Annotated in this window: 5 protein-coding genes; 3 read left to right on the top strand and 2 right to left on the bottom strand. The window is 52.3% G+C overall.

Annotation, left to right across the window (positions count from 1 at the left end):
* The first annotated feature begins 183 nt into the window (after positions 1-183).
* Positions 184-801, top strand: a complete 618-nt coding sequence (locus ACMZ6R_RS20010; protein WP_416114714.1) for a class I SAM-dependent methyltransferase — start codon at positions 184-186, stop codon at positions 799-801.
* Positions 802-987: 186 nt separating this feature from the next.
* On the opposite strand, the gene tolR is transcribed toward ACMZ6R_RS20010, so the two are convergent.
* Both tolR and ACMZ6R_RS20000 read right to left on the bottom strand, forming a co-directional pair.
* Positions 988-1,404, bottom strand: a complete 417-nt coding sequence (tolR, locus tag ACMZ6R_RS20005) for a protein TolR (RefSeq protein WP_416114713.1) — start codon at positions 1,402-1,404, stop codon at positions 988-990.
* A 2-nt stretch (positions 1,405-1,406) separates the two neighbouring features.
* Positions 1,407-2,147 carry a MotA/TolQ/ExbB proton channel family protein gene (locus tag ACMZ6R_RS20000; RefSeq protein ID WP_416114712.1) on the bottom strand — a complete coding sequence of 247 codons (741 nt, stop codon included), beginning with the start codon at positions 2,145-2,147 and terminating at the stop codon, positions 1,407-1,409.
* Positions 2,148-2,754: 607 nt separating this feature from the next.
* Between ACMZ6R_RS20000 and ACMZ6R_RS19995 the strand changes: the two genes are divergently transcribed.
* Both ACMZ6R_RS19995 and ACMZ6R_RS19990 read left to right on the top strand, forming a co-directional pair.
* A complete protein-coding gene (locus ACMZ6R_RS19995; RefSeq protein WP_416114711.1) occupies positions 2,755-4,311 on the top strand; it encodes a hypothetical protein in 1,557 nt (518 codons plus the stop codon).
* Between the two features lie 51 nt (positions 4,312-4,362).
* Positions 4,363-4,947 (top strand): glycosyltransferase family 2 protein, encoded by a 585-nt coding sequence (locus ACMZ6R_RS19990; RefSeq protein WP_416114710.1) that lies wholly within the window; start codon positions 4,363-4,365, stop codon positions 4,945-4,947.
* Positions 4,948-5,003 lie beyond the last annotated feature (56 nt).

Here is a 5,003-nt window from a genome sequence, read left to right as displayed (position 1 = left end):
AGAAAAGGGTTCCCCCCGGACCCCCTTCCCAAAAGACTTTTACTAAAAGTTAACTGCTTAACATTTATCCAGTTATAAATTCACCCATTATAAACTTTAGGAAGGGGAGAGCGCGAGAGGGGAGAACCCTTTTTAAAGGGTTTCCCCTCTCGCATCCTCCTTCCCCTTCATAAGGATCTCCACATGCGTGATGACGATGTGGCGGGGTTTCTGGCCATCAGCCGGGAGGTGTTCGCGCCGGTCTATCCCTATTATGCCGCGCGCTTCGTTCGGGAATCGGGCCTGAGCGGCGGTCGTTGCCTCGACCTCGGCTGTGGTGGCGGGGACCTGGGGCTGGCCGTGCTCGGGCTGGGGCCGTTCGAGGCGATCCTGTACGACAAACTGCCGGCCATGTTGGTCGCGGCCCGGGACAACGCGACCGGACGCGGCATGGCCGACCGGACGCGGGCGCTGCTCGGCGATGTGGCCGCGCTGCCGCTGGCCGACGGGTGTGTGGATCTGGTCGTCAGCCGGGGCTCGGTGATGTTCTGGGACGACCTGCCCAGGGCATTCCGGGAGGTGCGGCGGGTGCTCACGCCGCAAGGGCGGGCCTACCTCGGCGGCGGACTCGGGGCGCCGGCCATGCGCGAGGCCATCTGCAAACAAATGGCCGGACGCCATCCGGCCTGGGCCAACGGCGTGCCGCCGCACCGGCCCGGCACCGACCCGGATACCCATGCCCGGATGCTGCGCGCCGCCGGCATCGACGACTTCGTCATCGAGCCCGACGACACCGGCCACTGGCTCAGCTTCGGTAAGTAAGGGTGGAGGAGGGAAAGAGCTGGGGGGGAACCTTTCTGAAGAAAGGTTCCCCCCGGCCCCCCCTCCAAAGACTTTTAATAGAATAAAATTAAGTAGATCGAACTAATCCAGCTATAAGGTTTAGGAAGGGGAGAGCGCGAGAGGGGAGAACCCTTTGCAAAAGGGTTTCCCCTCTCGCACTTTTCTTCATCTCCTCCTTCCTAACTTATCTTCTTCGGCGACCACGCCGAGCCTGTCCACGCCGGCGGCTTTGACCACGCCCATGACCGCAACCACGGTGCCGTAGGGCACGGCCTTGTCGGCCCGGAGAAAGAGTTGTTTTTTCTGGGCGCTCACGAGCTGTCGCACCTGACCTTCCAGGTCGCCGAGTTCCACCTGGTATTTGTCGAGGTAGAGGCTTCCGTCGGCCTTGATGGTCAGGACCACGCTTTCGTTTTCCTTGGGCAGCACGGAAACCGCGCGGGTCTGGGGCAGGTCGACCTGCAGTCCCTGGGTCATCATGGGCGCGGTGACCATGAAGATGATGAGCAGCACCAGCATCACGTCCACGAAGGGTGTGACGTTGACTTCGCCGAGGAATTTTCCCGAACCGCCCGCCATCATGGCTACGCCCCTCCGACGGCGTTTTGCGCGGCTTCCTCCTGCGACGTCGGGATGGGGGCCCAGCGCACCTCGCGCTGGATGCGATTGAGGAATGCGCCGGCGAAATTGACCAGCTCGCGTTCGATGGTCTGCATGTAGCCGAGGAAGAAGTTGTAGGCGATGACAGCCGGGATGGCCACGGCCAAGCCGATGGCCGTGGCGATGAGCGCCTCGGAGATGCCCGGGGCCACGGCGGCCAGGGCGGCGGACTGCATGAGGCCTATGGAATGAAACGAGTTCATGATGCCCCAGACCGTGCCGAAAAGGCCGATAAAGGGCGTGGCGTTGGCGCAGGTGGCCAGGAAGGGCAGTGTCTTCGACAGGTTGCCGAGTTCCTCGGTCACGCCCTGGCGCAGCACGCGGCGGATGTTGTCCATGGTCACGCGGCCTTTTTCGACCGGTGGCATGGGGGCCTCTTCCATGCGCACGAGTTCGGCGAAGGCGAGGCGACCCACGTGAAAGGACGGCGACGCGCGGGACTCGCCGAGTTCCTGCATGGCCGTGCGCAGGCTCTCGGCCTTTTGGAAGCGGGCGTAATCCCGGGCCGCCTCCCGTTTGGCCCTGGTCAGGGTGAAGATTTTGACCAGGATGATACTCCAGCAGCCGACGGACATGGCCGCCAGGACACTTAAGACGAACAGCACCGTCGGCGTGGCGTTGGCCAACATGCCCAGAAAACTGGTATGCGGCGTCAGTCCATTCATAGGCTTCTCCCTGAAAAATGTGTGATGCGGTATTGGCGCGTCTCTTGTCAGAGAGCGAAAACGGCCATGCACATTTCGTCATCCTCCAATGCGTTTGAAGAACAACGACTCTATAGCAATATGAGGGAGTGGTCGGATATCGTCAAGTGACACGGTTTTACCAAAAATAATGCTTCCATATATCGTGACAATAAACAGGCAATATCGGTCATAGTTATGTGAGCTGCCATTCCAGTACCCCAACCAATACAAACATGTTCCATGCAAATCCTTTCACGCGGTGCGATTAAAGAAACGTGATCGGCCGGGCTTGTTGTGACGTGTGTCCTGGCCGCAGGTTAGGGCAAGGCAGGAGAACGGGCAGGACGGCGGTATGGGCTTCCTCGGAAGGGCTCGGGAGGGTCATAAGCGGCATGGCAATCATAAGCCACTTGGCGTTCGGGGGTATCTCCAGTAAGGGCAGGGTTGCGTTTGCGACGGTTGTGCGGCCGGTATCGACAGCGCCTGTCTGGAGCGCCACCCCCGACAGGCCCTCACGGTTTTTTTTTCTGGCTGAGTCGCCGGGGCCATTACGCGCACTCATTTTGTTTTTTTGGGAGGTACAGGCATGCACGGCGGTGGCGTTTTAAACAGCAAACATGAAAAGCTGCTTTGTTTCTTTGTTGTTGCGTGCTTTTGTGTCATGTTTGCTATCTTTTTAAATTACTGCATCATATTCATAATATCGGTGCCACTTGATTATGATGCTGGGTATAACGCTTCGATAGCAAAAAATATTGCGAATGGACTTGGGTATGTTTCTTCTTACCATAATCTAATTATGTTTAATAGGCAGGTGACGACTGGGCCTGTCATGATATTTCCTCTTGCATTTGCGATAAGAATACTTGGGAATTTATATTATTTGCCAGGGCTGTTCGCGCTATGTTTGAATATGTTCCTTTTGTCCATGATCATAATTGTGCGATACAAAATGATTGGGTGGAAAGCGAATGGCGTCGATACAATATTGGATATTTTTTTCTTTGTTTTATTTATCTTGTTTTCTGCGCTCCCCAATTATTGGTGTGTGTTTCTCGGTGAAACGCCAGCGACGCTTTGTCTGATTTTGGGGTTGTTGCTGTATTATTTGGATACCGATAAAAAAGCTATCCTTTTTTTGTCGGGTTTGGCTTTGGGCCTGGCTGTCATGATAAAAATGATCGTCATTCTCCCGCTCGTTGTTTTTATTGGCTTCGAATGCTTGACTGGATTGCGTACCACAAGGGGGAGTCGGGATGTCTTGGCCTCCATCCGTGCATTCATTAAGAAGAATGATCCTTTTTTTGTGGCGTTGGTTGCTCCTTGTATTTTTTTTGAAATTTATAAAATTTGGGCTTTAAAGTCATTTGTTAAATATAGTATTTTGAAAAAATATGAATTGTTTTTCTTCTTAAACAAATCTGGGACATCTGATTTTTCATTTATTAAATTGGTTGGAAATATAAAAGATCAACTTTTATTATTGTCAAGCAATTCGCTGAGTTTGATTTTTGTTTTTTTTCTTTTGGGGAGTTTCACGTTTGCAATATTCAATTTCAGAAGATACTGCGATAAAAACAGACTTGCGTCCTCGATGTTGACAATGTCTTTTGCGTTTCTTGTGTGGTGGGTCATTGGTGATAAAAAATATATTTGGATACGTCATTATTATGTAGGCCAAGTTCTGTTGATTGTTGGCTTGTATCTATTTATTAATACACTGGAAATACGTCACAAATTTTTGATTGCTACGTTGTTTCTGCTGATGACGTTATCCTTGACAAGGTATTCTCTTCTTGGCTTTATCCAGTCCGCGCAGACTTATGCTAAAATTCAAGAAACATATGATGCTGTTCATTTTGTAGATACGCATCGAGATTATACGTTTATTGCCACTGGATGGTGGGTGCCTCGTGAAATCGAGTACTTATCTGATAGGTATTTGGTGTTTAAAGATGCGATACCGATGCTTTCTGGTTTGCCGTATGGCAACTACTACTTGGTGCGGAATAAAAAAGTGTGGAATTGGGATAAGGATAGATTATTTTATAAGATAGCCTCGTTGTGCGATAAAAAAATCGTTTTTGAAAATGATCTTTATATAATCTCTCAATGTGATCATATAGGTAGAAGAGGGCAGTAGCTGCCCTATGCAGTGGATGCCATTCGTATAGTTTTTATATGGAAATATCGTATGGAAAAAATTTGTATCGTAGCGCCTGTCTATAATGAAGAAGCCAGCATAGAAGCATTCGTTGAGGAATGGCATGCTGTCGTTGCCCGCATTTCTGAGGAAAGTCGGCTGCTCGTGGTCAATGATGGCTCAACGGACGCGACGTTGCCTCTCCTTGATGAATTGTCGCAGCACTATACCCAGCTTGTCGTGGCAGACAAACCAAATGCGGGGCACGGCCCCGCCATCCATTATGGGTACGAAAAAGCCTTGGAAGCTGGTGCGGACTATATTTTCCAGACGGACTCCGACCGCCAGACCTCTCCCCGGGATTTTCAGCCATTCTGGGAAGCCAGGGATCGTTTCGACGCTTGCATCGGCGTGCGCGTTGGCCGCCAGGACGGTTTGGCGCGCAGAAGCGTCGCCGCCGTTTTGCGTCTGACGCTTTTTGCTGTGTTCGGACTCTCCATCCCTGATGCGAATACACCATTTCGACTGCTGCGGCGAACGGTGCTGCAAGATGCCCTTGCGTTGATCCGTAAGCGCTCAATAAGGCGCATCTTGTCAGGGCAATCGGAAGGCGGCAGAAGTTTTAGGCAGGAATAATCAGGCGTTTGGGATCGATGTACTGTGGCAGGAGGGCCTTGCGCTGGGCGTCGGAA

This window comes from Solidesulfovibrio sp. C21 (genome assembly GCF_047785625.1).
GTDB lineage: Bacteria > Desulfobacterota > Desulfovibrionia > Desulfovibrionales > Desulfovibrionaceae > Solidesulfovibrio.
Note: the sequence above shows the minus strand (reverse complement) of the source record. Positions and strands in the feature narration are given on the sequence as shown.

Coding starts and splice junctions, on each gene's coding strand:
- ACMZ6R_RS20010 (WP_416114714.1), top strand. CDS start 184: ATGCGTGATGACGATGTGGCGGGGTTTCTGGCCATCAGCCGGGAGGTG.
- tolR (WP_416114713.1), bottom strand. CDS start 1,404: ATGATGGCGGGCGGTTCGGGAAAATTCCTCGGCGAAGTCAACGTCACA.
- ACMZ6R_RS20000 (WP_416114712.1), bottom strand. CDS start 2,147: ATGAATGGACTGACGCCGCATACCAGTTTTCTGGGCATGTTGGCCAAC.
- ACMZ6R_RS19995 (WP_416114711.1), top strand. CDS start 2,755: ATGCACGGCGGTGGCGTTTTAAACAGCAAACATGAAAAGCTGCTTTGT.
- ACMZ6R_RS19990 (WP_416114710.1), top strand. CDS start 4,363: ATGGAAAAAATTTGTATCGTAGCGCCTGTCTATAATGAAGAAGCCAGC.